Below are 26,791 nucleotides of genomic sequence, written 5' to 3'. Positions count from 1 at the left end.
GGTTTGTCAACGAATCGCTTCTTCATCTTTTGGTAGTAAAAATTGGGCAAAGACTTCATTGCCAAGTAGTTGACCTCGCTCCGTTAAACGAAGGCAATCACCGTTCCACTCAACGAGTCCATCTCGTAACAACCGTTCAATGGCTTCCCCATAAACCGATTGCATCGTCACTTCATATTTACGATCGAAATTCGCTTGGCTTACTCCTTTTCGAAGACGTAATCCTAAAAACATCTCTTCTTCCATCTGTTCATTTTTTGAAATGCGATCTACTTTTCTCGTTGGTAATTCTTCGTTTTCAATCGCTTTTAAATAATGGGGAATCGGACCGATGTTTTGGTAACGCTCGTGCTCAACATAACCGTGAGCACCAGCGCCGAGCGCTAAATACGATTCATTCTCCCAATACAAGAGATTGTGACGACTCTCTTTTCCTGCCTTAGCAAAATTGCTAATTTCATATTGGAAGTAGCCAGCTTTCTCTAGCTTGTTAATGAGCAACTCATACAGATCTGCTTCATCATCTTGATCCATTGCGACAATTTGACCAGATTTTTGCCAGTTATGAAATTGCGTTTTTGGCTCAATTTTTAACCCGTACGCAGAAATATGATCGGGTTGTAGTTCTATCGCTCGATCAACGGTTTGAAGCCAGCTCGCTTCTGTTTGTCCCGGTAAAGCGTACATCAAATCAATGGAAATGTTATTAAACCTAGACCACGTGCCTTCTCAAGCAATGCATGTACGTCAGCAACACTATGCGTCCGACCAATTGTCTCAAGCAATGTCGGGTCAAAGGTTTGCACACCTACACTGAGTCGATTAATGCCGTGTGTGCGAACAACTTCAAGCTGTTCTGTAGTTACACCATCGGGATTTACTTCTAACGTGACTTCACTCGCTTCATCCCAGCTAATCCCTGCTTTATGCAAGTTTGTAAACAACTGATCCAATTGGTTCGCTGACAGCGCCGTTGGTGTTCCTCCTCCAATGTAAATCGTATTGGAGTGATACGTATTCCCACGAAGCCGTAAGCGCCTTCGGTTAAAAGAGCACTTACATACGCATCTACGGGTTGGTTTTTGACGAGCACTTTATTGAAATCACAATAATGACAGATCTGTTTACAAAATGGGATATGAACATATAACCTTGTTTCATCGCAATCAACCTCTTATTTTTGGTCGTCCATTTTTAGTACACTCATGAATGCTTCTTGAGGAACTTCGACACTTCCGACGTTCTTCATGCGCTTTTTACCTTCTTTTTGCTTCTCAAGAAGTTTACGCTTTCTCGTGATGTCTCCTCCGTAACATTTTGAAAGGACGTTTTTACGGAGCGCTTTAATTGTCGATCTCGCGATCACTTTGTTTCCGATACTCGCCTGTACAGGCACTTCAAATTGCTGCCTTGGAATGAGTTCTTTTAATTTATCTACGATGATCTTCCCGCGATCATACGCCATGTCACGGTGTACGATAATCGATAAGGCATCGACTTTTTCGCTGTTCAACAAGATGTCCATCTTCACAAGCTTAGACGTTCGGTATCCGATCATTTCATAATCAAATGACGCATACCCTTTTGTATTTGATTTTAATTGATCAAAGAAATCGTAGACAATTTCAGTTAATGGTAGCTCATAAATCAAATTCACACGATTGGCATCCATGTACGTCATATCGATAAAGTTGCCTCGCTTCTTTTGGCAAAGATCCATGACAGCTCCAACGTAATCATTTGGTACCATCACTGTACTTTTCACGTACGGTTCTTCAACAAAATCCACTGACTGAGCATCTGGCATGTTGGACGGGTTATCAATTTGAACCTTTGATCCGTCTAATAGCGTCACATCATAAATTACACTCGGTGCCGTCGTAATAAGATCGATGTTATATTCTCGTTCAATTCGCTCTTGAACGATCTCCATATGAAGAAGACCGAGGAATCCACAACGGAAACCAAATCCAAGTGCTTGTGACGTTTCCGCTTCATACTGAAGAGCACTATCATTTAACTCAAGACGCTCTAGTGCATCTCGCAATGCGTTATAGTCACTTGCATCAATTGGGTACAACCCACAGTACACCATCGGGTTCATGCGCTTGTAACCTGGTAACGGCTCATCTGCAGGGTTGACGACTGACGTAATCGTATCCCCGACACGAGAATCTCCAACGTTTTTGATTGATGCTGTTAAGAAGCCAACATCTCCAACCGTCAACTCTTGTGTTGCGATTGGTTTTGGTGTCATAATCCCTACTTCATTGACTTCAAATTCTTTACCAGTTGCCATCATGCGAATCTTATCGCCTTTTTTTTGACAGTCCCTTCAACGATTCGTATGTACGCAATCACGCCTCGGTAAGAGTCATAGAGAGAATCAAAAATCAACGCTTTTAATGGCGCTTCAGGATCACCCGTTGGTGCAGGAACTTTCTCGACGACTTGCTCTAGAATATCGCCGATTCCAATACCACTTTTTCCAGAAGCATGAACCGCGTCTCCTGCTTCAAGTCCAATGACATCTTCGATCTCTTGTTTCACGCGCTCAGGTTCAGCACTCGGTAAATCGACTTTGTTAATGACAGGCAGAATTTCTAAGTCGTTATCTAGTGCTAAGTACACATTCGCAAGCGTCTGTGCTTCAATTCCTTGGGAGGCATCCACAACGAGTAAGGCACCTTCACAAGCAGCCAAACTTCTCGACACTTCGTATGAAAAGTCGACGTGGCCTGGTGTATCAATTAAATGAAAGATGTATTCCTCGCCATCTTTTGCAACATATTTCAACTGTACAGAATTCAGTTTGATCGTAATGCCTCGTTCACGCTCTAAATCCATTGCATCTAGCAACTGATCTTGCATCTCACGCGCGGATACGGTTTTTGTTTGTTCTAAGATCCGATCGGCAAGCGTAGATTTACCATGGTCAATATGAGCAATGATAGAGAAGTTACGTATTCTCTTTTGTCGCTCTCGTCTTTCTTGATTGTTCATTCCATCACTCCTGATCTTAAAGAACCTCGTCCTCAATTGAAAACTACCCTACATTATAGCAATACGACACACATACAGCAATTATAAAGCAAGAAAAAACACTCAGCGAGGCGAACCTCCGAGTGTTTTACCGAGATCTGAAAAGAAGTTCGACGAGTCATTTTGACGAAGCTGTTCTTGACGTTCTGAAAGGTTCATACCTTGATCTTCCATGCCTTCAGATTTTTCTTTTAGCACTTCTTCATCGACGACTCGTTCATCATGGTACACTTCTCCCCATTGATAATACGCATAATAATGACCACTTAAAACGCCACTTAAAAACAGCACGAGTCCAAACATTAGCAGTGATGCGCCACGCTTTAGCCTCATTCGCCTTCCTCCTCTTCTAACTGTTCATAAATATACGTTTCTACAATCGTTGCGAACGCTTCTGCACTACGGTTTAATTCATCAAATGTATTATCAATGCCACCCATTTCAATGAGCATCGCGTTTGGGGAGAGGTCTTGATTGAAAACTCCATTTGTTCCTGCTCCTCCACGTTCCAACACCCCACGACTTAAACCTGGATACTCGTCTTCAAGGCGATAATGAAGTTCCGTTGCAAGCGCCTTGTTACGTTCGTAGTCAGGATGGTCGGTTCCTACAACAAAGAACGTTCTTGCCATGCTTCGCCATTGATTGTTGCGGTCGTAATATCGTGTGGCTGAGAGTCGCGATGAACATCGATGAAAAACTCCAAGTTGTCATTTTTATTTTTCGCATCTACAACAACGTCTCTTGAAACATCATACGACCTACTAAAATGCAAACCTCGATCAATGAGCATCCCGTGAATGTCATCTTCATTTACATCCACTGGAATTCCCGCTTCATCTAAATGTCTTCCGATTTCTTTTCCAACTTCAACGATGTTTTGTTCAGTGGCGTAGTTCTCACCACCACTATATGGATGAAAGGCTTCTCGGTTGTGTGTATGGACGATGTGCACGAGCGCATCTTCATGAGAGAGCGAAGGTCTTACTTCTTCTTTTTCTCCCTTATCCTCTTCTTGATCTATAAAAGCATCAGGAGGTGGAGAAGATTCAATAGACATCGTTGTTAAGTCTGTTCCTTCCCCTGCTACGACAATCGTGTCATCAAACACTTCAAACCCAGGGAGTTCCCGTCCTAGAAAGGTTCTCGGATCCTCTAGATTCACTTGTGTTGCTAGTTCTAAAGCGACGCTTGATAGGTTCGGTGTACTCATCTCTGGTGCAGCTTCCAGGTAATGTCGATTCTCTGTGCCAATGACATGAATAAACAGTTCGCTTTGTAGCGAAGACGTAAAATCGTGAACCGCCGTTGATGCAAAACGGCTATAATTCCCTGCCGTTGTTAACATAGCAATCACAACAAAGGAAACGATGACAAACGCGATCACTGTAATGACGAGTGACTGTATCTGTATTTTCGAAACTGTAATAACGTGTGACTGTTGGTAACGCAAGAGCACTCCCCCTTACGCTACCATTCTATGAGCATGTCGAACGAACAGAACTAAAACTTGTACAATTACTAGAATTAATTGTGAGTATAGTGACCACTGTTCTCGTCGGTGACCGCTTCGTGTAAGGCAATGTTCAATCCTTCAGCAAGCACATTAGCCATATCATCCATAAATGTATCAACCTCTTTTGGGGTTACCATCAGATTGTGACCTAGTGGATTTAGCACCTCTTCAATAAGCTGACGTTTATCAGCTTCTGGTAGTTTCCCGACAATGCCAAAGTATTGTTCCCGTTCTTCTTCACCTAGTTGGTCTTCATCGGTTAGTTTCTTTCGCTCACCAAAAGTCATTCCACTCGGCACGAGTGAAGAGGACGGTTTATCTTGGTCTTTAATTTCTCTACCAAAGTGTTTGAAAAGAAAATCAATCGTATCACTCGTAATCGAAACGGCATCTACTACGGTTGGAATTCCAATGGCAATGACGGGTACGTGAATGGTTTCTTCATTAATTTTTTTGCGAGCATTTTGAACACCTGAACCTGGATGAATGCCTGTATCTGAAATTTGCACAGTCGCATTTACACGTTCAATGGAGCGCGCTGCTAGTGCATCAATCGCAATTACAAAGTCAGGCTTTACTTTTTCGACCGTCCCGTAAATAATTTCTGATGTTTCAATCCCAGTCACACCCATCACCCTGGTGCAATCGCTGCAACCGAACGATAACCGTCACTTGCTTCTTTATGACCAAGCTCTAGCAGGTGTCTAGTGATTAACAATTGATCAACCGTTCTTGGACCTAATGCATCTGGCGTGACATCACGGTTACCAAGGCCAACGATCAAACAAGTGCTCGTTTTCTTAATTCCTGCTTCATCTAGAAACTTCATCAACTCTCTACTAAATACTTTAATAAAATCCCCTTGTAGCTTCGGATCTTTTTGCCGGATTCCTAATGCTTCTAACGTCAAATACCGACCCGCTTGTTTCCCTGTCATCTCCGCTGCTTTCTCATCGATTGTTACATTCGTGATGGTGATTTCATCTTCTTCATGTTCTTCAACGTGGATTCCATCTCGATGACGATTCGGTAAGACGTTTCATCTTCAACTGCCAAATCCGTTCTACGAAAAAATGTTACTTTACTATTATCAAATTCTTGCTCAGACATGTCGTTATCCACCTCAACTTCATCAAATGTATTTTTAGGCTTTCCTAGTCACTATTTTTTATCCTAAGATCAGCTTGCATCAGTCGGTTGGATTTGGTACAATTCATCTGTCATACATTGGATACATGCGATGATTTTATATAAACGTATTAATCTGTAGCATGAAGTAAGTTGGGGAGGTGAATGATTTGGCTAACATTAAATCAGCTAAGAAGCGTATTCTTGTTAACGAACAAAAACGTGTTAAGAACCAAGCGTTTAAGTCTGCGATGCGTACAACAATCAAAGAATTCGATAAGAAAATCGATCTAACGATGTTGAAGGTGCAAAAGCAGTATTTTTACTCGCTGAGCAAAAAGTAGACAAAGCTGCGAACAAAGGGCTTATTCATAAGAACAAAGCTGCTCGCAAAAAGTCTCAAATGGAGCGTAAACTAAACGCTGTTGCTAAATAATGTAACGACTCTAGCGAGTCGTTTTATTACTTAAAAGACCCCTGAACTTTGTTCAGAGGTCTTTTTTTAAGCTTCATGTAATTGTTGACTAAGCCTCGCAATATAGGTAACCATAGCGGTCTCCTTATCAGCGTAACCCGTTTTCATCTTGTAATCGACTTCTGCTAGAGTTGACAGCGCCTCATGTAGTGCACGAGGATTAAGCCCTGTCGTTTTCTTGCGAATCTTACCGGCGACAAATGGCGGCACACCTAAACCTTGCGCCATCTTCTGTTGAGAATATCCCCGTTCTTCCATATCAATAATAAGACTCATCATTCGTAGTTGTCTTCCAATTAACGCAACGAGCTTAATCGGCTCTTCACCTTGAAATACAAGATCTTGATACATCATCAGCGCTCGTTCTGCTTGTCCGCTTGAAATCGCATCGATTAATGTGAACACGTTATCTTCCAAGCTTTTTGAGACGAGTTCATTGACAGTATCCTTCGTAATTGTCCCACCGGGACCTACGTACAATGCTAATTTCTCAATTTCGGTTTTTCTCGCTTGCAAATCTGGTGTCGTTACTTCAAGAAATAACGTAATCGCCTCGTCCAAAAACGTCACGTCGTATTGCTTTGCTTGTGAATTGACGAATCGTTCAAGTTCTGTACCGGCAAGTGGCGCTGCTTGTACCACCGTTGCATGCTTTTTTAGCTTTTTTACGATTTTCTTTCGTTCATCTAACTTTTCAGCTTCAACTGTAAAAATGACATAATCATGCTCTTGATCTTCTTTGTCCAAGTACCGCTCAAATTGACGTAAATCATGTTCAGCACTATCTTTACGTTTCTGGCCGGTTAACAAGAAGGCATGTTTCATAACGATGACTTTTTCCGTGCCGAAAAAAAGATGGTGTTTCAATATCTTCTAATCCGACTTGAATGGCTGTGTCACGTAGATCATATTGTGACAAGTTAAATTCTGCATCGTCTTCACGTAACACCTGTTTGACAATCGATTGTGTAAGATCATCAATCATGTACGTTTCCATTCCATAAATAAGGTAAACCCGACTTAACTTTCCTCGATCAATGTCCTTTTTTGCTTCTATGTAAGAAGTCATGATCTCACTCTTTCATGCATACACTTTGCGTATTCGTTTCATCATATCTATTGTATCACCAATTATGTATTAGAAGAAATGGGAGAAGCAGTCTAGATTTCTCTACACTGCCTCAATTTATATGAACGCTTGCCAGAGAGACCTAGGAACTGTCCGGCAAACGGTAATCATGAAGAACTTCTGCTTTTATCGTATCCTATGCCATCGTTCTTTATGGGTGACAACTCTTAACAAAAGTGAGAAATCACACTTCACATCCCTTAAAAAAACTAAGGTATTTTTATGACAAGAGTAGATTTTTTTTCATGCTTGTCTTATACTTGACGATGAATGAGGAGGGTCACGAATGCATAACAATTTTGAAAAAGAAGTGCAAAGTAAACGTAACGATTTCAACGACGCGATCGTTGGAGTGGCTGTTTCCTTCGGCTTTTTCGCAACGATTTTTGTCATTGGAGTTATCATTGAGTTCGCAAGTAGAATGTAGCACGTAAAAAGACCTTCCTATTATTAAGAAGGTCTTTTTTTAATGTACTAAACTTTTCTTCACCTCCACCCTCCAAGAATAACCATCGTGTATAAAGCGAATGGCCCCGTTTTCATGAGTGCCAACGACTTGGACATCGTGCTCTCGAAACGTTTCAACAACGTCAGGGTGAGGGTGATTAAAGCGATTGTTTTCACCTGCCGTAATCACCGCTACATTTGGTTTGATATGAGCGATAAAGGCATCCGTTGATGAGGTTCGACTACCGTGGTGCCCAGCCTTTAAAACATCTACTTGCAATGTCGGATACTCCCCTATAAGCTGTCGTTCACCTTCTTCTTCTAGATCGCCAGTAAACAACCAAGTAAGTCCACCAATTTCAACGAATAAAACGAGCGAATGGTCGTTCTTATTGTCAATCGTACCTGTTGTCTTCTTCGGGTGCAGCACCTGGAAGTTCGCATGAGAAGTGACAATGACATCCCCCTTGCTTGCAGCTTCACAGTCGCCCCTCGCTCCAATGCACGAGTAAGTAACCGTTGTTCAACTTCCCCTTCAAGCTCTATATGAGGGTATATAATCGTCTTAACATTGAACTGTTCTATGATTTCAAATAGACCACCAACATGATCATAATCAGCGTGTGATGCAACGACATAATCGACTGTCTTGATTCCCCTCGCTTTTAAATAAGGAGCTACGCTTTGCCTACCTGGGTCAGGTGCAACTTTCCTTCTCTCCCAATCTTCCATTGGAATCGGTAAGTAGCCACCCGCATCAATTAACATCGTCTCTTCCCGCCTTGGAAGTTCAATAAGAATGCTATCCCCTTGTCCAACATCAATAAACGTAATGACGGTTTCATTGCTAAAATATGGAGAATACAGTGGATAAAGCAGACTACTAACATAAGCAACTGTTACGATTACTAGTAGCTTTCGCTTTCTACGTACTAGCAAAATCAGCATCACAGTCGTCAATAGAAGTAGTAAACCTACCCAAAGCGTTGATGTCTCGCCAAATGCCGTCCATCCTGTAGGCACTGTTGCACCGAGACAAAAAAAGTGATGAATAAACTGAAGAACATGCTCTAGTACGCAATCACCAAACTTCATTAATGGCATCGAAAAAAAGGATACGAAAAACAAACCCCACAAAATAGGCAGTAGAAACACCGATACAAACGGAACATACATAATATTGAGTACTAAACTCCATAGGGAATACGTATGGAAATAATAAACGATGATTGGAAATGAAAAGAGTTGCGTAAGAACACAAATAAAAAGGGATTGCAGAATTTTCGTTCGAAGTTGTTGCATGTAATGTACGGAGAGGATAATTGAGAACGTTAAACTAAACGATAATTGAAATCCAATATGGAAAAGGTAATAAGGATTCATGATTAACATTACACAAGCCGCGAAGCTCAAATTATGAACAGAAAATGCTCGCCAATGCATTCGAATCGCAGCAAAAACGATCATGGTCATCGTCACCGCACGTATAACTGAAGGCGCTCCTCCAGCAAGTACGGCATACACCGGTAATAATACAAGTAAAATTTCGGCTGATCGCTCTTTCGTAACTCCACTTCGTTTTAGCACATAGTAAGCCATCCCACTTACGATCCCTACGTGTAGTCCAGAAATGGCGAGTAAATGTATAATACCGAGGTCTTGATACGCAGTTAGTACGTCTACGCCGATGAATGAGCGATCACCGAATAAAAGAGCGGTCATGACACCACTCACATGCTCACTAAACCGTTCATCGATCACAGTAAGCGCATAGAGTCGCCATTCATGAATACGGTCCCAACTAAGGAGATTTGCACGTTCCTCACAACTCATTTCTGCACTCGTTGTCGATAAGATCCAGTGTATGTGTTGCAAGTAAAGGTACTCCTCATAGTCAAAACCATGAAAGTTGCGTGATGGACTCGGGCTTATGAGTTCTCCGGTAATATGACAGACCTCACCTACTTTTGTAGTCTTAAGTAAGTGTTGATCTTCCACCGAATCAATGCGCAAACGCACAGCAACCCGTTCGTTCTCTTCTAGCGTTTTCACTTGAAAAGTCGCAAGGTTACCGTCCACTTGAATGAGAGAGTTCAACTCAACATGAAATTGTTGCATGTCTTCATGTAATTGCGTCTCATTCCGTTCATCAAAATGAAGAGTATACATGTACATAAACAAGAAGCTACCTACTGTTGAGATGATTAATGGAGGGGTTTGCTTAGGTAAGTAGTAGAAGAATAAAAGGAGTGCACCTAGCAACAAGACAATTGCGCTTTGTGCACTCATGAAAACGAGGAGTATAGCAATAATGATCGCAATGCTACACGGAAATGTGTGGCGAAGAATTGTCGTTAACAATTACACCTCACGAAACGCTTGCTCTAGGTCCTCAATAATATCATCAGCATGTTCAATCCCAACTGATAGACGAATCAATTCAGGACTTACTCCCGCTTGCTTTTGTTCGTCTTCGGTTAGTTGCTGATGAGTTGTACTTGCTGGGTGGATAATAAGAGACTTTGCATCGCCTACATTCGCAACGTGTGAGTGTAGTTTCACGTGATTGATGAACGATTTACCAGCTGCATGCCCACCTTTTATGCCGAACGTAAGAACAGCACCAGGACCGTAAGAGAAATACTTCTCTGCTAATGAGTAGCTTTCATGTTTTGCAGAGCCCGCATAACTCACCCAATCTACGGATGGATGCTTCTCCAAATACTCTGTAACTTTCTTTGCGTTTTCAACGTGTCGTTCCATTCGTAAATGCAATGTTTCAAGGCCTTGCAACATCAAAAATGCATTTTGTGGTGAAATTGCAGGTCCCAGATCACGTAGCAGACGCACTCTCGCTCGAATAATATACGCAAGCTCTCCTACTGCCTCACTAAAGACGACACCGTGATAACTCGGGTCGGGCTCAGTAAACATCGGGAAGTTCCCATTTGTCCAATCAAAACGACCACTATCTACGATCACACCTGCAATGGACGTTCCATGACCACCGATAAACTTTGTTGCTGAGTGAACAACAATGTCTGCCCCATGTTCAATAGGTCGACATAAGTACGGGGTAGCAAGTGTAGCATCAACGATGAGCGGGAGGCCTGCTTCATGCGCTACGTTAGCAACGGCCTCGATGTCTAAGATTTTGCCATCTGGGTTTCCGATTAGCTCGCCATATACCGCTTTTGTTTTATCAGTGATTGCAGCTTTGTATGCGTTAGGATCATCAATGTCAACAAAGCGTACGTTAATGCCCATTTCCGGCAACGTATGCTTAAATAAATTGTATGTTCCACCGTATAAAGAGCTTGATGCCACCACTTCATCGCCACTACGGCAAATGTTCAAGATGGCAAGATGAATCGCTGAACTTCCACTTGCCGTCGCTAAAGCGGCGACCCCACCTTCAAGATCAGCAATCCGATCCTCAAATACAGCTTGTGTCGGGTTCATGATCCTCGTATAGATGTTTCCATTCTCTTGTAGTGAAAATAAGTTTGCAGCATGGTCAGCGTTGTCAAAACCGTAAGATGTCGTTTGATAGATCGGCACTGCTCTAGCACCAGTTGATTGATCGATCTCTTGACCAGAATGAATCGCCTTCGTTTCAAGCTTCCATGTTTCACTCATAAACTTCACTCCAATAGTACCTCATGGACCTACGAAATTAGATCCATGAGGAAAAGTATAATTAATACGAGCTGTCACCAGCTTCTTCACTAATTGAAATTTGCCAGAATGGGAATTGGCCATTCGGATAATGAATAAAGTCATTCACTGAATCTGCAACCCCAACCACATAGTCAGTGTGCAACGTATAAATCATTGGAGCTTCATCAGCTAAAATTTGTTGCGCTTGTTGATAAAGTTCTTGTCTAGCATCTTCATCCATCTCTTCACGAGCAGCATCTAAAAGCTCATCAAGTTCATCGTTTTCAAAGAACGTCTGATTTCCGTTAGCACCTACGTTATCTGAGTGGAACAATGGGTGCAAGCCGTTATCAGCATCCCCTGAGGAGATTGACCATCCAAGAATGAACATTTCAGTATCACCACTGTCAACGCGATCTAAGTACGCGCCCCATTCCATTTGCTCAATGGAAATGTCAATGCCTAACTCACCAAACTGATCTTGTGCTAGCTCTGCGATTTGAACGCGCATTGGGTTCGCATCATTCGTAATTAACGTTGCAGAGAATCCATCTTCATAGCCGGCTTCAGCTAATAATTCTGCTGCTTGCTCAGGATCATACTCAAGACCTTCTACGTCTGCGCTTGCACCGTTAACGATATCGTTCAATGGATTCGTTGCGACTTGTCCATAACCTTCATATAATCCATTCACAATTGCTTCACTATCAAGTGCCATCGACAATGCTTGACGAACTAAAGGATCATCAAACGGTTCTACTGACGTATTAAAGCCGATATAGTCAATTCCAAATCCTTCTTGCGTAACAACTTCAACGTTGTCTAACGAATCAATTCTACCAACATTCGCCGGTTCAATTTGTTGCATAAAATGTGCTTCACCTTGCTCAATCATCGCCATTCTCGTTGATTGCTCAGGAACAACTTTGAGTGTAACGTTGTCTAAAATAGCACTGTCACCCCAGTAGTCTTCATAGCGAGCAAGTACGATCTCATTGCCTTGCTCCCAATTCTCAAGCTCAAAAGGGCCTGTCCCAACAGGATTTACCGTAATATTCTCATCTGCTTCAATTGCATCCGGACTAATAATTCCAGCAGAGCCGTGAGCCAAGTGAGGAATTAACGGAGCAAAAGGTTCATCAGTAGTAATTTGTACGGTAAATTCATCAATCGCCTCTACCGATTCAATAGGCTCAAACAACGATGCACGTGGTGACGCTGTCTCAGGATCTAAGAATCGATCGAAATTTGTGACAACTGCATCCGCATTAAATTCCGCGCCGTCATGGAACGTAATTCCTTCTCTTAAGTAAAATTCCCACGTTAAATCATCAATTTGCTCATATGATTCAGCAAGGACTGGTTGAAGTTCCATATCCTCATCGAACATGATTAAATTTTCGTACAAATTAAGCGTTACGATGTGAGATGGCACGTCTGTAATTTGGTGTGGGTCTAGAGTAACGGCGTCAGCAGGCATCGCCAAAACAAAGTTGCCCCCTTCTCCACCTGCAGCCTCTCCATCTTCTTCAGCCTCTTCTGAATCTTCTGCCGATCCAGAATCCGTTTCAGTTCCTTCATTTTCTCCTTCAGTTGGATCTGAACTACATGCAACAAGTGCAATACTTGCAATAGCAAGTGGTACGAAAGATCGCTTAAACTTTTTCATATCTATATCCCCCTTCAATGCGATGTTCTGATTGTAATATAGTAAATCTCGAAAAACAATGACTATTTATGGATTCGTCAAATAATTATTACACTTCTATTAACAATTCTAGATTTGTAAACGTTTTACTTCCAAATCCAGGAACATTTGTTAATTCTTCAATCGTTTGAAACGGTCCATTTTCTTCGCGATACGAAATAATTGCAGCTGCTTTTGACGGTCCGATTCCTGGTAATGTTTGCAGCTCTAATTCATTGCTTTGGTTCAGGTTTACTCGCGTTGATTCTTCAGCTTGCCCTACATTCGCTTCCCAAATTTCTCCTTGTTCAAGATCATCGTCAATGTGAGGAACGTAAATAACCATTTCGTCAACAAGCTTTTGCGCATAATTAATCGCAAGATCGCTCCCATTTTCCGAAAGCCCTCCTGCAATATATATAGCATCAACTATGCGGTCATCGTGTTGTAGTTCGTAGACGCCAGGTTTTCTGACTTCTCCTTTTACATCCACAAATAATGTTGTAGGCAACACCAGATCTTCTTCCGGTTCCAGCTCTTCTTTTCCCTCAATTTGTTCTAAAGATGTGAAGAGCATCTCCTCGTCATTACTTTGAACAGCCGGTTCAGATAAAAATTGCCATAACAAAACACTACCAATTAAACCAATTACAATCGGTGTGGCAACAAACCATTTCCAATTTTCTTTTAAACGTTCGAATGAAATCACCTCCAGATACAAATTGTGAGCAACAGTTGGAATAAAGAATAAGGAAGGGACGTACGAGGAAAAGACTGTAGTTACTTAGTAAAAGTATACTACAGCCTCATTTTACTGATCAATTTGTTTTTTAGCTACGAAAAAGATCCGTTCATCTTGATCACTTGCACGATCATGCGTGAAGTCTTTAACGACACTAATTTCTGTAAAGCCAGCTTCTTCTAACCAAGATACATAGGTTTCAATAGCGAAGCTCCGTTGTGTATGAAGTTCATCATAACGTTTGTATAGTCCTGATGAAGTTTCTTCAAAGAACGATAGTTCATGCTCTACAGCCCCATGAACATCTTCAATGGCATAACTGTTCCAAATTAAACTCTGTGCAGGATCGTTATCACCATAAGAAAAACCAGGAAACTCTTCTGTCATTTTTTTGAATGGAATGAACATCAAACAGTAACATTCCATCGTGATTAAGATGCTCATAAAACTTCATTAACGCCTGTTGTACGTCCTGCTCTTCAATCACATAATTCAAAGAATCACATAAAACTGTAATGACATCATAGGTTTGTGGCAATGAGAGCTCCGCCATGTTCTGACAAGATAATTGCGGCACTTGATTCGTCTCACGACGAATCTTCGAATCAGCAATGGCTAACATGTCTTCTGACACATCTACCCCAGTTGCATCGTGACCATCACGCATTATAAGTGACATAAATGTTCCAGTGCCACAGCCAACGTCTAGAATCGACTGTGGTCCCGTTTTGTTTGCCATGTGTAATCGCTCATCGACCCACATTTTCCAACGCTCATATGGCGCTTCATTCATTAGAAAATCATAATAACTCGCACCTTCACGGTACACTGGCGACCACTCCTTATGCGAGCATTTGACTAATCTCGACTTGATCAGCTTCGCCCCACAGTTTTTCAATGTTGTAGTATAGGCGGTCTTCTTCATGGAAAATATGTGCAACAACATCACCAAGATCAACGAGTACCCAACGACCTTCTTGATATCCTTCCATACGCTTCACTTCAGCACCAGCTTTTTCAGCCATCGATTTCACTTCATTGGCAATCGCTTGAACTTGCTTCACTGATCCTCCGTGACCAATGATAAAATAGTCGGCAAGGATGGAAATTCCTTTCATGTCTAATGCCATGAGGTTCTGTGCGTTTTTACCGTCCGCTGCTTGGACAGCAACCTTTAACAATTCTTTATTATTCATACGTTCGTAAACGCTCCTTTACTTTGCTGTTCTCACTTGATCGTTATATGCGGATAATGTTAATGGATGAATTAATACATGCTTTGCTGACAAATGTTGAATCGTGCTACGTAAGCTTTCTAAGACAGCTAAATCAAGGTCTTTTTCTGCTAATTTACGTACTTCATGCACACCAGGGAAATGTCGTCCTGGCTCGATAAAATCAGCTAGGAAGATAATCTTCTCGAACAAGGACATCTTCGCTCTGCCAGTCGTATGGTAGTAGACGGCATGAAAGATTTCCTCATCCTCAATCCCAAAATCTTCCTTTAATAAATACGCAGCTACAGGTCCGTGTAATAAGACGCCACCGTAGCTGGAAAAATCCTCATCCGGTTCATACTGCTGTAATAGCTCTGTAAGCTCTACTCTACCGAAAGGTTTCTTATAGTCATGCACTAAGCTCGCACGTTCTAAAGAAGCTTCACATAACGTTGGTGCAAATCTAGCACCTAACTCTATTGCCGTTTCAGCGACACCAAGCGTATGTTTATATCTTTGTTCTGGTAAAACGTCTTCGACTATTTTTCGAATCTCTTCGTTATTCATAAAGGCCATGCTCCTTTACAAACACTCGAACGTTTTCTGGCAACAAGTAACGAATGCTCTGATTCAATTTAACCCGCTCGCGAATCGTTGATGATGACAAATCCAATTGAGGAATCGACACATAAATGAACGCAGGGTTCATCTTTTGTTTATGTGATAAAGGGTCATTGGGTCGTTCTGCAACGATAAACGTCACGAGCTTCTTTAACTGTTCAATCTTATACCAATCTTCTAGTTGATTGACCATATCCCCGCCAATAATAAAGAAAAACGTATCGTCTGGATAAGCACGTTGAAGTTTTGCAATCGTATCAATCGTGTAAGAAGGACCTGAACGTTCAAACTCAACATCACTCACAAAAAAAACGCTCCTGGTCTTTAATTGCAAGCTCAGCCATCTTGAGTCGCTGTTCTTTTGTAGCCATGCCTTCATTTTTCTTGTGTGGCGGTACGTTTGTCGGCATAAACCAGATCTCATTGACTTGCGTTTGATCTAGGACTTGTTCTGCCAAGACAAGATGGCCGTAATGCGGAGGATCAAATGTACCTCCAAGAATGCCAACCTTTCTGCGCATAAAGTAGCTCCTTATTGCGGTAACTGAATTTGCTTGTTCTCTTTTGAAGGTTTGTAGAGCACAATCGTATACCCAATCACTTGTACGAGCGCTGCTCCACTTCTCTCCGATACTTTCGTAGCGACAACAGATTTGTCTTCAGGGCAGTTTTGCAACACACTAACTTTAATTAATTCCCTTACTTCAAGAGCATCTTTTACTTGGTCAATAAGATTCGGATTCACTCCTGCTTTGCCGACTTGAAAGATCGGCTTCAATGCATTCGCTTCTCCGCAAGGTATTTTAACTGCTTATTTGTTAACTTCATGTTCAATTCCCAGCTTTCTTTTTACTAAGTTTTCCATAACAGGTCGATCTGCACGTTTGCCTGTCCAATATTCATAGGCAAGTGCCGCTTGCTCAACAAACATCCCGAGTCCGTTTTGAATCGCACGTGCTTTATGTTTGTTCGTATTCAGCCAAGTTGTCACGTCAGGATTATAAATTAAATCGCTTAAATACACGCCTTCTTTTAACTTATTCGATGCTAAGAAATTCAAATCTTCTCCGTTTAAACCGATTGACGTTGTATTAATGACAAGATCAAACTGCTCAAGACATTCATTGGCTTCATCTAAGGTTAAGCTATTTATCGTTCCTACTTCAATAAAGTCACGCTGCATCTCTTCAATCTTTAAGGCGGTACGGTTTGTCACTGAAAGCTTTGTAACGCCATAATCCATAAGTCCGTAAACGACCGCCCGCGAGGCACCACCCGCTCCGACAACGAGCACATTCATCTCTTTTAACGACTCTCCAGTCATGGAGAGGAGGGCGTTTAAATACCCTCTTGAATCGGTATTGTATCCAATCAGCTTTCCATCAACTTGAACGACAGTGTTCACTGCACCGATTCGAGCTGCTTCTTCACTCAACTCGTCTAAAAAAAGGCATAATCGCGATTTTATGCGGAACCGTGACATTCCAGCCTCGAACCTTTAACGTCTTGAACGCTGCAACCGTTTGTTCTAACTCACTCAAGTCCACTTCATAGGCCGTATAATATGCAGCATCGTTTTGTTGGTCAAAATGGGCATTGTGTAGAAATGGCGACATGGAATGATGAATCGGTTTTCCGATTACTGCATAATTGTCCATATGATCCTCCTTAAATGATCGCTTCTCTTAAGGTAACCTTAATATTCTCAGGAGCATGAACGGTAACGACCGCTCCTTTATGACCAACAGTTACCCAGCCAAGACCAGGAATGACGATATCTGTTTTGTCGTGTGCAATCGTAAACGTCTCTGCTTTTAAAGGTGGTACTTCTTCTAATGCTTCCTTAGAAGGGGGTGAAAGGATTGTTTCACCTTTATGACGTGCATACAAATCATCTGCTTGTGACAATTTCGTTCGATGAGGTGTGAATTTCTCCGGGAAGTAACAAACGAAATGGTTCGCCTCACCTGACACAAAATCAAACCTTGCTAAACTACCAATAAACAGTGTTTGTTCTTCTTTCAATTGAAACACAATCGGTTTAATTTCACGTTTCGGTTGTAGCAACTTCATTTCTTTTTGAGGAATAGAACGGTACATTTGATTTGGGTTAATGATGCCTGGCGTATCGTACATTTTGCTTCCGTCATCAAGTGGTAAGTCAATGAACGCAAGTGTCGTACCTGGATAAATCGACGTTGTAATCAACTGGTCTTCATCCCCATCAAACGCACGGATGATTTGGTTAATAAACGTTGACTTCCCTACGTTTGCACTGCCGATGATATAAACATCTTTGCCATTACGAACTTGATCAATCAATGCTGCAATGCGCATAACGTCAGCCTTTTTATTCGCACTCATCAAATCGATCTTCTCAGGTTTATACCCTCGCTTCATCGCTTCTTTCTTAAGCCACAACTTGATTTTGTTCTCATTCACAGAATGTGGAAGCAAGTCGAATTTGTTACCGACGATGACTAACGGTAAATGATTAAGGTCTTTACGTTTCATCATCCAACTACCTTCAACGTCAAAGAGGTCGACAATCATCACAACTACTGCATCACTTTTTGATACATCATCTAGAAGCTTATCAAAGTCTTTGTCCGTAAGTGGAACGTCAGGCACTTCATTATAGTGGGTAAGCCGATAACAACGCTGGCACACAATAACGTCCCGTTCTAATGCCGCTTTAGGAGCGTACCCCGGCTTGTCACTGTCTTTCGTTTGAACTGGAATCCCACATCCAGAACAGATGATTTGCTCGTTCAAAAGTAAAAACTCCTTTATTCTTTGTGTTTTTCAAGTCGCTTCATGACCATACGTTCTACTCTTCGATTCGCTTTTGTAAACCAACCGTCTGTCTTTGATACTGGGACAACGAGAATTGTATGATAGCCTCCCCGATTTCCACCAAATACATCAGTAAGCAATTGATCTCCAACGACAACGACTTGATCTTTCGTCAAATTCATTTCTTTTGTAGCACGGCGAAAAGCTCGTGTTAATGGCTTTTTTGCGGAGTGAATCCAAGAAACACCCGTCGGTTCAGAGAATGTACCGACTCGCTTTTTCTTGTTGTTCGATACAATCGTGATCTTAAAGCCTTCACTTTGTACCATTTCGATCCATTCAAGAAGCTCTGGCGTTGCATCCGCTCGATCCCATTCGACAAGCGTGTTATCAAGGTCTGTAATAACCCTTTAATGCCTTGTTGTTTTAACTCTTCAAAATCTATGTCATAAATGCTTTCCGCAAACTGATCAGGAACCATAAAACCTAACAATAGAGCGCCTCCTCAACGTTATCACTAAACTGAAAGTATACCGCCTTTCCCTTGTTATTTCAATCTTTACCGTCTCTTTCGCTCAACTTTTAAGAAAAACTAGAATTACTTTTCGACAATTCTTGCATTCTGAAATCTGTGGATAATGTTATCCACTTATTCTTGCTAATATTTATAAGGGATAAACTACAATTTCAACAATCTACACACATGTTATCCACTCTATTATGTGGATAACCGTGAAGTTGTTCGCTTTCACGGTTCGTGATAGGATCATAATAGATTATAAGAGAGGCAATGATGTAAGAGGAGGTGTACCCGCTCATCGCGGCTTAACTATGCGAAACCTTTCAGATGAAATGTTACTTGAAGCATATGAAAAGGCACTCTATTTAAGGCTAAGTGATGACTTTATCGCAATTATTCGTTCTGAAGTAGAACGGCGATCGCTTACACCCGCTCTTAACCATTAGTTTGAATTGAAGATAATAGGGGTATACCTTCTTGAGTAGTGCACAAGGTGCACTACTTATTTTTAATTCGATTGCTTTCTACTTGTATAATGCTGGAAATATACCCATTATAGGAAATTAGAACTAAATCCATGAAAGTGAATCGTTTTGTTCCTATTTAATGACACAGATAGAAAGCGAATGTTTACTAATGCAAGGGAGGTAGAGCATAGGTTATACTTTTTTTTAAATTGGCGCAAGCTAATAATTAGTTATCTTATGATGAATAAGGAGGGGCGGAGTCCATGTCGCTAACGCTTTTCGCAGTACTTCTACCATTTGTTGCAGCGATTTTCATCCCACTGCTCTACAAATGGTTACGCTCCGTTCACACGGGTTGGTTCGTATTTGTTGTTCCTCTCGTGTTGTTTGGATACTTTTTAACATTCATTCCTGATGTAATGAATGGCAACTACTATTATCATTCTATTTCATGGGTCCCAACGCTCGGAATGGACTTTTCCGTTTTTATAGATGGATGGGGGCTTTTATTTGCTCTCTTAATAACCGGAATTGGCTTTTTAGTCGTCCTTTATTCCATTTACTACCTTGATAAGAAACGAGAGGCATTACATAACTTTTATGTATATCTCCTATTATTCATGGGTGCAATGCTCGGGGTTGTTTTAAGTGATAACATCCTCGTTTTATATGTTTTCTGGGAGATCACGAGTCTTTCTTCAATGCTTCTCATTAGTTATTGGTATAAACGCGAAGCATCAATTGAAGGCGCACAAAAGTCTACGCTTATTACGGTTTTTGGTGGCTTCACAATGCTCGGTGGTATTGCTTTACTATCCATTATTACCGGTACACTTAGTATTCAAGAGATGATTGCTCAAGCGGATACAGCAGTTAACCATCCGTATTTCTTGGCTGCAATGATTTTAATTCTCGTTGGAGCATTTACGAAGTCTGCACAGTTTCCATTCCATATTTGGCTACCTGACGCCATGGAAGCGCCGACACCCGTTAGTGCGTACTTACATTCAGCCACGATGGTAAAAGCAGGAATCTACCTCGTTGCGCGGTTTACACCATTTTTCGGTGGAACAGCAGAATGGTTCTGGATTCTATCTAGCTTCGGTTTGATTACGTTATTGTACGGTTCACTATCGGCCGTTCGTCAGAAAGATCTTAAAAGCATACTCGCCTTCTCTACGATCAGTCAGCTCGGAATGATCATGAGTTTACTAGGCATCGGGTCTGCAGCACTTTATTTTGATGTTCCTAATGAAATCTACACAGGTGCAGTATTAGCTGCCGTCTTCCATCTCTTTAACCATGCAACATTTAAAGGTAGCCTCTTTATGGCCGCTGGAATCGTTGACCATGAAACCGGTACAAGAGACATCCGAAAGCTCGGCGGGCTTATGACGATCATGCCTGCGACGTTCACGATTTCCGTAATTGGTGCGGCTTCAATGGCTGGATTGCCACCTTTTAATGGTTTTCTAAGTAAAGAAAAATTCTTTATGGCACTCACCGATGTGACCGAGTACAGCATCTTCTCGATTGAAAGTGCAGCCATTTGGTTCCCTATCGTCGGGTGGGTCGCGAGTATATTTACATTTTTATATTGTGCCATATTCGTTTTCCGTACGTTTGGTGGCAAATTTAAACCTGAGAACTTCTCAAAGCACGTTCATGAAGCACCAATCGGGATGCTTATCAGTCCAATTATTCTCGTAACCATTGTAGTGATCGTTGGGATCTTCCCAAATATCATTTCACCCGTGTTATTAGAACCAGCGATCGCATCAATTATGCAAGGTGTTCCTCAAGATCATCCAGCATTTAATGTCGACATTTACCATTGGCACGGATGGGAACTTGAACTGTTTATGACGATTGCCGTTGTTGTTCTAGGTTCACTGTTGTATGCCACGATGAGAAAATGGCAGAACCTTTCTATTTATCAGCGAGAGCGCGATCCAGTCAACGGTCTCTATGACTATGGATTAAAAGGGCTTGTGTCAAGTTCAACAGGCGTTACAAAGCTACAAATGACCGGAAGATTACGAGACTACCTATCCTTTATCTCTGTATTTTTAATCTTGCTTGTCATGTACACAATGTTTAAGTTTGATGCTTTCGGGCTCAATCTTGCAGGAATGAGTGAAATTACGGTTTATGAAGCAATTTTAGTGCTGTTCTTTATCGTATCTGTATTAGCCATTCCATTTATCCAACAGCGTGTTGCAGCTGTTGCTGTTCTCGCTTTGTCGGTTTCTATATTGCTTTGTTTTTCGTTATCTTCCGTGCTCCGGACGTTGCGATGACTCAATTGCTCGTTGAAACTGTAGTTGTCATTTTATTTATGCTTGCGTTTTACCACCTTCCTGGTCTCAGGAAAGAAAAAGACAAACCAACCTTTGCATTCCCAAGAGTAATAATCTCAGTTGCTGTTGGTATTACAGTTACTGCAGTTGCTCTCGGCGCTAACGCTTATCAGCAAGGACATGACTTAATTCCAATCTCAAACTATCAAGTCGAAAACTCTGCAGATCTTGCCGGTGGTTACAACGTCGTTAACGTCGTTCTCGTCGACTACCGTGGTCTTGATACAGTACTTGAGTTATTAGTTCTTGGTATAGCAGCACTAGCTGTAGTAACGCTCGTAAAACTTCGAATGAAGGAGGGTGAAGATTTATGAGCATGAAATGGAAAACAAATAATTTACTTTTCATCCATGTCACTCGTGTAACGGCATTTCTAATCCTTGCACTTTCCATTTATTTATTCTTTGCAGGCCATAATGATCCTGGTGGTGGTTTTATCGGAGGATTGATGCTCGCGACAAGCATCTTACTCCTCTACCTCACCTTTGACCGACGCAAAATAAATAAAATGCTACCGATGAATTATGCAAATTGGATCGGTGCAGGCATCTTAATATCTTTGCTTACAGGACTGATAGGAACGATCGTCGGTAAACCTTATCTCACCCAGTTCTTTGATTATTTCACATTACCCTTTTTCGGAGAATTTGAGCTTACTACTGCAGTTTTATTTGACTTTGGAATCTATTTAGGTGTTGGTGGTTCTGCTCTAATCATTATTTTGGCGATAGCGGAGGACACATAATATGGAACTACTCATGTCGATTAGCATTGGGGTTCTATTTATGGTAGGAACCTATCTATTATTATCTAAAAGTATTATACGTGTCGTAATGGGTCTGCTACTTCTTTCTCACGGAGCGCACTTGTTATTATTGACGATGGCTGGGTTAAAACAAGGAATGCCAGCTCTTGTTGACCGTTATGATCAAGCATTTACCGACCCACTACCTCAGGCATTAATTTTGACAGCGATCGTTATTAGTTTCGGTATGACTTCGTTTTCACTTGCTATTGCCTATCGTACGTATAAATTCCATAAAACCGATAACCTTGACGAATTAAGGGGGTCAAACGATGACTAATCTCGTCCTCCTGCCACTGTTAATCCCTGTCATCATGGGTGCCGTGTTGATCTTTTTCTCCAAAAATGAAAAAGCACAAAAGATCATTAGTGGAATAACGATGATTGCATTATTAATTGGCAGTATAACTTTATTTATTGCAATTGCTGTAAACGGTACGCTCGTTATGGAGCTTGGTGACTGGCAGCCACCATATGGCATTCCCCTAGTCATCGATCGCTTAGCAGCATTTATGTTGCTCGTATCAGCAATCGTTGCAACATCTACATTGTTCTTTGCTTTTAAAACGATTAGCCCGATTCGATCTCGATATTTCTTCTACCCGTTTTTCTTTTTCCTACTAACAGGAATTAACGGGTCTTTCATGACAGGTGACTTATTTAACTTGTTCGTGTTCTTTGAAGTGATGCTCATCTCTTCTTACATTTTGATGGCACATGGTTCAACAAACTTTCAGTTACGAGAAACATTTAAGTACTTTGTCATTAACTTGTTTGCATCGATGCTCTTTCTTGCAGGAGTCGCTTATATTTATGCAGCGACTGGAACGCTAAACTTTGCACACCTCGGAGTTCGTGTCGCTGAGCTTGGACAAGATAACATACTTAACGTTATCGCCGTTCTCTTTATCGTTGTATTCGGTATTAAAGGTGGCTTGTTCCCTCTTTACTTCTGGCTACCACGAGCATATACAGGTCCTCCAACAGCGATTGCAGCACTATTTGGCGGCTTGCTGACGAAAGTTGGACTGTATGCGATCATCCGTATGTTCACAGTCGTGTTTAATCACGACCCTGACTTTACGCACACTGTACTTCTCGTTATGGCTGCATTTACAATGATCCTTGGAGTTCTTGGTGCAGTTGCTAGTTATAACTATAAGAGCATTCTTGCATATCACTGTATTAGTCAGTATGGCTATATTATGATGGGCTTTAGCATCTTTTCACCGATTGCGATTGCCGGTGCGATTTATTTCATTGCACATCACAGCATAGTAAAAACTGCTTTATTCCAATTTGCAGGTGTTACTGAAAAAAATAACTGGAACGTCCGATTTGAAAAAAATGGGCGGTATTCTTTCCAGTCACCCATGGCTCGCTTGGTTGTTCTTCATCGCAGCGATGTCTCTGGCTGGCATTCCGCCTCTTGCTGGTTTCTTTGCAAAATACCCGCTCGTGTTAGGTGGTCTTGAGGAAGGAAATTATATCGTAGTTGCGGTTGCACTCTTTGTCGGTCTCCTCACACTCTATTCGATGATTAAAATCATGAAATTTGTGTATTGGGGCAAAGCAAAACACGATGAAGAAAGACAAAAAGTCTCAGTACGTAAACTCCTTTACTCCGTTGCTCCACTCGTCATCTTAACGGTCGTCATTGGCTTTGGTGCAGAACCTGTTTTACAGTTCACAACGGAAATTGCCGATGAGATTCTAGATCCAACGATTTATATCACTTCGGTGTTAGGAGAGTAGATCATATGGGATTTCAATTTCTAATTAACATCTTAATCATGCTACTTTGGGCTTCTTTACAACAAAGTTATCATAGTTCCGATTTACTCATCGGCTTTGTAATTGGAGCGATAATTGTATACTTTTTAAGGGGAGCACTCAATCAAACCTTCTACATGAAAAAAAGTATGGGCACTCACTAAATTAGTAGGCTTGTTTATTAAAGAGCTCGTCACAGCTAATTACGACATGATCAAGATTGTACTAAATCCTCGGCTAAATAAAGACATCAAGCCTGGAATTATAGCTGTACCAACGACGCTAAAGTATGATTGGGAAATTACTGTCCTCTCTATGCTCGTCACATTAACTCCAGGAACATTAACAATGGACTATTCATCCGATGCAAGGACGCTATATATCCATAGCATGCACGTAGATGACAGACAGAAAGTAATTGACGACATCACGAATAGTTTTGAACGTGCCATAAGGGAGGTGGGCGAGTGATGTTTGAGCTAGTTATGGATATTGGTCTCGTGATCTTGTCCATCTCAATTGGTCTTTGTTTAATTCGTGCGTTAATCGGTCCCACAACTTCAGACCGAATTGTTGCACTTGACTCATTCGGTCTCAATTTAATTGGTTTGATATGCATTATTATGATCCAACAAGATTCAACTGCCTATGTAGAAGTTACGATGATTATCGGAATTCTAGCATTTATCGGTTCCGTAGCTCTTGCAAAATTCTTAGAAAGAGGTGTCGTCATTGATCGAGATTCTCATTAGTATATTCATCATTGGCGGTTGCTACTAAGCTTATTAGGTTCGCTTGGGATCATACGCCTCAAAGACATTTACGGGCGTATGCACGCAGCTACAAAAAGTGCTACACTCGGTGTGATTTTAATCATCATCGGTACGTTTATTACGTTTATGGGCAGAGGGACACTTTTGTTCTCACTGTTTTTCACGATTTTATTCGTTTTCCTAACGGCACCCGTTGCGGCAATGATTATTTCAAGGTCTGCACATCGCATCGGTGTCGAGTTATGGGAGAACACACAATTCGACGAACTACACGACAGTTACCCCGATGAACTTAAGCCAGAACGGGACAATGCAAAGGCTGAAGAAATATCTACACGGTAAGCATTGAAAGAGTTATGGCGGAGACGATTGAAATGAATATTACTCGGCTATACTGTTTTTAATCACTTCAATTGACTTAAATATCCCTTGAACACTTGACATAGCAAGGTTTCATGAGTAAATTTGTAGTGTACCCGGATTAAACTGTAATGAAAGGGAGTTATTTCAATGAATAAGACTGATTTGATCAATGCTGTTGCAGAACACGCAGATCTTTCCAAAAAAGAAGCTTCAAAAGCCGTAGACGCAGTATTCGACAATATTACGGACACGCTTAAGACTGGTGACAAAGTTCAACTAGTAGGTTTCGGAAGCTTTGAAGTACGTGAGCGTGCTTCACGTAAAGGCCGTAACCCACAAACTGGTGATGAAATTGAAATCCCAGCAACTAAAAACCCTGCATTCCGTCCAGGAAAGCAACTTAAAGACGCTGTTAACGAATAGTCTACTTATAGCGTTAAAAAAAAGGACAGGCCGATGATTCGGCTCTGTCCTTTTCTCTTTCTTTAGACTTGCTCTCCCTTTTGCTTCTTATAGAACGCTTGAAATAGCTTTAATAACGCTCGTTTTTCAATTCGGGATACATAGCTCCTTGATATGCCTAAATCCTTCGCAATCTCCCTTTGCGTTCGTTCCTCGTCTTCTCCAAGACCAAACCTACCTATGACGACTTCTTTTTCTCGATCGGTTAATACATGTATACACTCATAAATTTGTTTTTTTCTCCATTTTTAATTGCAGCGCTTCAACAACATCAGGTGCGTCGTCTTGAAGGATTTCAAGTAAACTTAATTCATTACCTTCTTTATCCGCTCCGATGGGTTCATTAATGGAAACATCTTTACGTACCTTTTTCAAAGAACGCAAGTGCATGAGTATTTCATTCTCAATACAACGTGCTGCGTATGTCGCAAGCTTCGTCCTTTGTTCGGGGAATAGCTTTCAATTCCTTTGATCAGTCCGATCGTTCCAATGGAAATTAAGTCTTCTGTGTCTTCTTTTGTACTTTCAAATTTCTTTACGATGTGAGCCACGAGTCGTAAGTTATGTTCAATTAATTTGTTACGTGCTTCTTCATCCCCTTCTTTCATCTTCTCAAGACATTCTTTCTCTTCTTCTTTAGAAAGCGGCTGCGGGAACGCGTGATTTTTCACGTATGAAACGAACATCATCAATTGCTTAATAAGCAATGCAGCGCCTGCAAGAATTCCAGACATAGTAATCCCTCCCCAAGTCACCTCAAGTCATCCTATGCGACACACAGCTTGGGTGGTGACACATTTGGAGAAGA

29 protein-coding genes and 8 pseudogenes are annotated in these 26,791 nt (G+C 41.4%); 12 read left to right on the top strand and 25 right to left on the bottom strand.

Annotated features, from left to right (window positions below):
- Positions 1 to 6 precede the first annotated feature (6 nt).
- The 6 genes and pseudogenes from JCM19055_RS29055 to gpr form a co-directional block, all read right to left on the bottom strand.
- On the bottom strand, positions 7 to 687 hold the full coding sequence (locus tag JCM19055_RS29055) for a coproporphyrinogen-III oxidase family protein (protein WP_052366120.1): 681 nt from the start codon (positions 685 to 687) through the stop codon (positions 7 to 9).
- Complete coding sequence (locus tag JCM19055_RS29050) at positions 687 to 953, bottom strand: radical SAM protein (RefSeq protein WP_052366119.1); 267 nt, start codon at positions 951 to 953, stop codon at positions 687 to 689. Before JCM19055_RS29050 ends, JCM19055_RS29055 begins: the two co-directional genes overlap by 1 nt.
- A 221-nt stretch (positions 954 to 1,174) precedes the next feature.
- A pseudogene (lepA, locus tag JCM19055_RS08750) lies at positions 1,175 to 3,003 on the bottom strand (translation elongation factor 4).
- A gap of 102 nt (positions 3,004 to 3,105) precedes the next feature.
- Positions 3,106 to 3,375, bottom strand: coding sequence for a hypothetical protein (locus JCM19055_RS08745; protein WP_042359468.1), 270 nt, complete (start codon positions 3,373 to 3,375; stop codon positions 3,106 to 3,108).
- Positions 3,372 to 4,255: pseudogene (gene spoIIP, locus JCM19055_RS29045) on the bottom strand (stage II sporulation protein P). The gene JCM19055_RS08745 and the pseudogene spoIIP overlap by 4 nt, the downstream one beginning before the upstream one ends.
- 314 nt (positions 4,256 to 4,569) lie before the next feature.
- A pseudogene (gene gpr / locus JCM19055_RS08735) lies at positions 4,570 to 5,668 on the bottom strand (GPR endopeptidase).
- Between the two features lie 188 nt (positions 5,669 to 5,856).
- On the opposite strand from gpr, the pseudogene rpsT reads away from it, so the two are divergent.
- Positions 5,857 to 6,122, top strand: a pseudogene (gene rpsT / locus JCM19055_RS08730) (30S ribosomal protein S20).
- Positions 6,123 to 6,188: 66 nt separating this feature from the next.
- Here rpsT and holA read toward each other — a convergent pair.
- Together holA and JCM19055_RS08720 are read right to left on the bottom strand one after the other, a co-directional pair.
- Entirely contained in the window at positions 6,189 to 6,986 is a 798-nt protein-coding gene (gene holA / locus JCM19055_RS08725; protein WP_042359467.1) for a DNA polymerase III subunit delta, read from the bottom strand.
- Positions 6,949 to 7,230 (bottom strand): hypothetical protein, encoded by a 282-nt coding sequence (locus JCM19055_RS08720; RefSeq protein ID WP_042359466.1) that lies wholly within the window; start codon positions 7,228 to 7,230, stop codon positions 6,949 to 6,951. The genes holA and JCM19055_RS08720 overlap by 38 nt, the downstream gene beginning before the upstream one ends.
- Positions 7,231 to 7,576: 346 nt before the next feature.
- On the opposite strand from JCM19055_RS08720, the gene JCM19055_RS25340 reads away from it, so the two are divergent.
- Positions 7,577 to 7,717 (top strand): YqzM family protein, encoded by a 141-nt coding sequence (locus tag JCM19055_RS25340; RefSeq protein ID WP_042359465.1) that lies wholly within the window; start codon positions 7,577 to 7,579, stop codon positions 7,715 to 7,717.
- A 39-nt stretch (positions 7,718 to 7,756) separates the two neighbouring features.
- Here the strand turns inward: JCM19055_RS25340 and JCM19055_RS08710 are convergent, their stop codons facing one another.
- The 16 genes and pseudogenes from JCM19055_RS08710 to JCM19055_RS08650 all read right to left on the bottom strand — a co-directional run bounded on the left by JCM19055_RS08710 (position 7,757) and on the right by JCM19055_RS08650 (position 18,953).
- The gene (locus JCM19055_RS08710; RefSeq protein WP_370543060.1) at positions 7,757 to 8,167 is read right to left on the bottom strand and encodes a ComEC/Rec2 family competence protein; all 411 of its coding nucleotides are present in this window, start codon (positions 8,165 to 8,167) and stop codon (positions 7,757 to 7,759) included.
- Complete coding sequence (locus JCM19055_RS08705) at positions 8,059 to 10,098, bottom strand: DNA internalization-related competence protein ComEC/Rec2 (RefSeq protein ID WP_042359463.1); 2,040 nt, start codon at positions 10,096 to 10,098, stop codon at positions 8,059 to 8,061. Before JCM19055_RS08705 ends, JCM19055_RS08710 begins: the two co-directional genes overlap by 109 nt.
- Entirely contained in the window at positions 10,099 to 11,376 is a 1,278-nt protein-coding gene (locus tag JCM19055_RS08700) for a homocysteine synthase (RefSeq protein ID WP_042359462.1), read from the bottom strand.
- Between the two features lie 61 nt (positions 11,377 to 11,437).
- Positions 11,438 to 13,066, bottom strand: coding sequence for a glutathione ABC transporter substrate-binding protein (locus JCM19055_RS08695; RefSeq protein WP_042359461.1), 1,629 nt, complete (start codon positions 13,064 to 13,066; stop codon positions 11,438 to 11,440).
- Between the two features lie 88 nt (positions 13,067 to 13,154).
- Complete coding sequence (locus tag JCM19055_RS08690) at positions 13,155 to 13,793, bottom strand: helix-hairpin-helix domain-containing protein (protein WP_052366117.1); 639 nt, start codon at positions 13,791 to 13,793, stop codon at positions 13,155 to 13,157.
- A 102-nt stretch (positions 13,794 to 13,895) separates the two neighbouring features.
- Positions 13,896 to 14,213 (bottom strand): hypothetical protein, encoded by a 318-nt coding sequence (locus tag JCM19055_RS23345; RefSeq protein ID WP_052366116.1) that lies wholly within the window; start codon positions 14,211 to 14,213, stop codon positions 13,896 to 13,898.
- Complete coding sequence (locus JCM19055_RS23340; RefSeq protein WP_052366115.1) at positions 14,179 to 14,655, bottom strand: class I SAM-dependent methyltransferase; 477 nt, start codon at positions 14,653 to 14,655, stop codon at positions 14,179 to 14,181. The genes JCM19055_RS23345 and JCM19055_RS23340 overlap by 35 nt, the downstream gene beginning before the upstream one ends.
- A 13-nt stretch (positions 14,656 to 14,668) precedes the next feature.
- Entirely contained in the window at positions 14,669 to 15,022 is a 354-nt protein-coding gene (gene rsfS / locus JCM19055_RS08680; protein ID WP_042359460.1) for a ribosome silencing factor, read from the bottom strand.
- 18 nt (positions 15,023 to 15,040) lie between these two features.
- Positions 15,041 to 15,610 carry a bis(5'-nucleosyl)-tetraphosphatase (symmetrical) YqeK gene (yqeK, locus tag JCM19055_RS08675; protein ID WP_042359459.1) on the bottom strand — a complete coding sequence of 190 codons (570 nt, stop codon included), beginning with the start codon at positions 15,608 to 15,610 and terminating at the stop codon, positions 15,041 to 15,043.
- On the bottom strand, positions 15,603 to 15,968 hold the full coding sequence (locus JCM19055_RS29040; protein WP_265181961.1) for a nicotinate-nicotinamide nucleotide adenylyltransferase: 366 nt from the start codon (positions 15,966 to 15,968) through the stop codon (positions 15,603 to 15,605). The genes yqeK and JCM19055_RS29040 overlap by 8 nt, the downstream gene beginning before the upstream one ends.
- Positions 15,961 to 16,185 carry a nicotinate-nicotinamide nucleotide adenylyltransferase gene (locus JCM19055_RS29035; RefSeq protein WP_265181960.1) on the bottom strand — a complete coding sequence of 75 codons (225 nt, stop codon included), beginning with the start codon at positions 16,183 to 16,185 and terminating at the stop codon, positions 15,961 to 15,963. Before JCM19055_RS29035 ends, JCM19055_RS29040 begins: the two co-directional genes overlap by 8 nt.
- An 11-nt stretch (positions 16,186 to 16,196) precedes the next feature.
- Positions 16,197 to 16,492 (bottom strand): annotated as a pseudogene (gene yhbY, locus JCM19055_RS08665) (ribosome assembly RNA-binding protein YhbY).
- Positions 16,476 to 17,099: a shikimate dehydrogenase gene (locus tag JCM19055_RS08660; protein ID WP_052366114.1), complete on the bottom strand. Its 624-nt coding sequence runs from the start codon at positions 17,097 to 17,099 to the stop codon at positions 16,476 to 16,478. Before JCM19055_RS08660 ends, yhbY begins: the two are co-directional and overlap by 17 nt.
- The gene (locus JCM19055_RS23335; RefSeq protein ID WP_052366113.1) at positions 17,092 to 17,322 is read right to left on the bottom strand and encodes a hypothetical protein; all 231 of its coding nucleotides are present in this window, start codon (positions 17,320 to 17,322) and stop codon (positions 17,092 to 17,094) included. Before JCM19055_RS23335 ends, JCM19055_RS08660 begins: the two co-directional genes overlap by 8 nt.
- A gap of 10 nt (positions 17,323 to 17,332) precedes the next feature.
- Positions 17,333 to 18,439, bottom strand: a complete 1,107-nt coding sequence (gene yqeH, locus JCM19055_RS08655) for a ribosome biogenesis GTPase YqeH (RefSeq protein ID WP_042359458.1) — start codon at positions 18,437 to 18,439, stop codon at positions 17,333 to 17,335.
- A 14-nt stretch (positions 18,440 to 18,453) separates the two neighbouring features.
- A pseudogene (locus tag JCM19055_RS08650) lies at positions 18,454 to 18,953 on the bottom strand (YqeG family HAD IIIA-type phosphatase).
- 227 nt (positions 18,954 to 19,180) lie between these two features.
- On the opposite strand from JCM19055_RS08650, the gene JCM19055_RS31550 reads away from it, so the two are divergent.
- The 10 genes and pseudogenes from JCM19055_RS31550 (at position 19,181) to JCM19055_RS08610 (ending at position 25,944) form a co-directional block, all read left to right on the top strand.
- Positions 19,181 to 19,426 carry a sporulation histidine kinase inhibitor Sda gene (locus JCM19055_RS31550; RefSeq protein WP_370543059.1) on the top strand — a complete coding sequence of 82 codons (246 nt, stop codon included), beginning with the start codon at positions 19,181 to 19,183 and terminating at the stop codon, positions 19,424 to 19,426.
- Between the two features lie 284 nt (positions 19,427 to 19,710).
- Positions 19,711 to 22,121 (top strand): annotated as a pseudogene (locus tag JCM19055_RS08645) (Na+/H+ antiporter subunit A).
- The gene (locus JCM19055_RS08640; protein ID WP_307189918.1) at positions 22,118 to 22,552 is read left to right on the top strand and encodes a Na(+)/H(+) antiporter subunit B; all 435 of its coding nucleotides are present in this window, start codon (positions 22,118 to 22,120) and stop codon (positions 22,550 to 22,552) included. The pseudogene JCM19055_RS08645 and the gene JCM19055_RS08640 overlap by 4 nt, the downstream one beginning before the upstream one ends.
- A 1-nt stretch (position 22,553) precedes the next feature.
- Positions 22,554 to 22,892 (top strand): Na(+)/H(+) antiporter subunit C, encoded by a 339-nt coding sequence (locus JCM19055_RS08635; protein WP_042359457.1) that lies wholly within the window; start codon positions 22,554 to 22,556, stop codon positions 22,890 to 22,892.
- The gene (locus tag JCM19055_RS08630) at positions 22,885 to 24,087 is read left to right on the top strand and encodes a proton-conducting transporter membrane subunit (RefSeq protein ID WP_370543058.1); all 1,203 of its coding nucleotides are present in this window, start codon (positions 22,885 to 22,887) and stop codon (positions 24,085 to 24,087) included. The genes JCM19055_RS08635 and JCM19055_RS08630 overlap by 8 nt, the downstream gene beginning before the upstream one ends.
- Complete coding sequence (locus JCM19055_RS31545; protein WP_370543057.1) at positions 24,017 to 24,367, top strand: hypothetical protein; 351 nt, start codon at positions 24,017 to 24,019, stop codon at positions 24,365 to 24,367. Before JCM19055_RS08630 ends, JCM19055_RS31545 begins: the two co-directional genes overlap by 71 nt.
- Positions 24,368 to 24,559: 192 nt before the next feature.
- Positions 24,560 to 24,856: a Na+/H+ antiporter subunit E gene (locus JCM19055_RS29030; RefSeq protein WP_305047337.1), complete on the top strand. Its 297-nt coding sequence runs from the start codon at positions 24,560 to 24,562 to the stop codon at positions 24,854 to 24,856.
- Positions 24,856 to 25,137, top strand: a complete 282-nt coding sequence (locus tag JCM19055_RS08620) for a Na(+)/H(+) antiporter subunit F1 (RefSeq protein ID WP_042359456.1) — start codon at positions 24,856 to 24,858, stop codon at positions 25,135 to 25,137. The genes JCM19055_RS29030 and JCM19055_RS08620 overlap by 1 nt, the downstream gene beginning before the upstream one ends.
- Before the next feature lie 78 nt (positions 25,138 to 25,215).
- Entirely contained in the window at positions 25,216 to 25,500 is a 285-nt protein-coding gene (locus JCM19055_RS08615) for a cation:proton antiporter (protein WP_370543056.1), read from the top strand.
- A gap of 168 nt (positions 25,501 to 25,668) precedes the next feature.
- Positions 25,669 to 25,944: an HU family DNA-binding protein gene (locus tag JCM19055_RS08610; RefSeq protein WP_042359455.1), complete on the top strand. Its 276-nt coding sequence runs from the start codon at positions 25,669 to 25,671 to the stop codon at positions 25,942 to 25,944.
- Positions 25,945 to 26,006: 62 nt separating this feature from the next.
- Here the strand turns inward: JCM19055_RS08610 and sigK are convergent.
- Positions 26,007 to 26,717 (bottom strand): annotated as a pseudogene (sigK, locus tag JCM19055_RS08605) (RNA polymerase sporulation sigma factor SigK).
- Between the last annotated feature and the right edge of the window lie 74 nt (positions 26,718 to 26,791).

The sequence above is a fragment of the Geomicrobium sp. JCM 19055 genome, assembly GCF_000698185.1.
Taxonomy (GTDB): domain Bacteria; phylum Bacillota; class Bacilli; order Bacillales; family Marinococcaceae; genus Geomicrobium_A; species Geomicrobium_A sediminis.
This window is presented reverse-complemented; position numbering and strand designations above follow the sequence as displayed.